Genomic DNA, 253 nt, shown 5'->3' with positions numbered 1-253 from the left:
AGCGTGCCCCTGAAAGGCAGCTGGCATACCACCCGTGACCAGCTTCAGCAACTGGCGGACAAAATCCTGTTGCAGGAGCGTACCCGTGGCAGCTTCACGCTTTCCTACCTGAAAACCGCTGTCTATGTGTAGTGGTCAAGAACTTTCGGACACATTTCTAGCCGCTTCCCACTGTCGTTCGTATTCAGCCGGAGAAATTCCCCCATTAAAGCTATGAGGACGGATGTCGTTGTAATACCCGCCCAAATAGTCG

The 253-nt window shown here is 53.0% G+C and carries 1 pseudogene; it reads left to right on the top strand.

Annotated elements, in window-relative coordinates:
• A pseudogene (locus Xenpb_RS19595) lies at positions 1–126 on the top strand (VasL domain-containing protein); the annotation flags it as partial.
• Positions 127–253: the final 127 nt, after the last annotated feature.

It is taken from the genome of Xenorhabdus sp. PB62.4 (assembly GCF_014467285.1).
Taxonomy (GTDB): domain Bacteria; phylum Pseudomonadota; class Gammaproteobacteria; order Enterobacterales; family Enterobacteriaceae; genus Xenorhabdus.
This window is presented reverse-complemented; position numbering and strand designations above follow the sequence as displayed.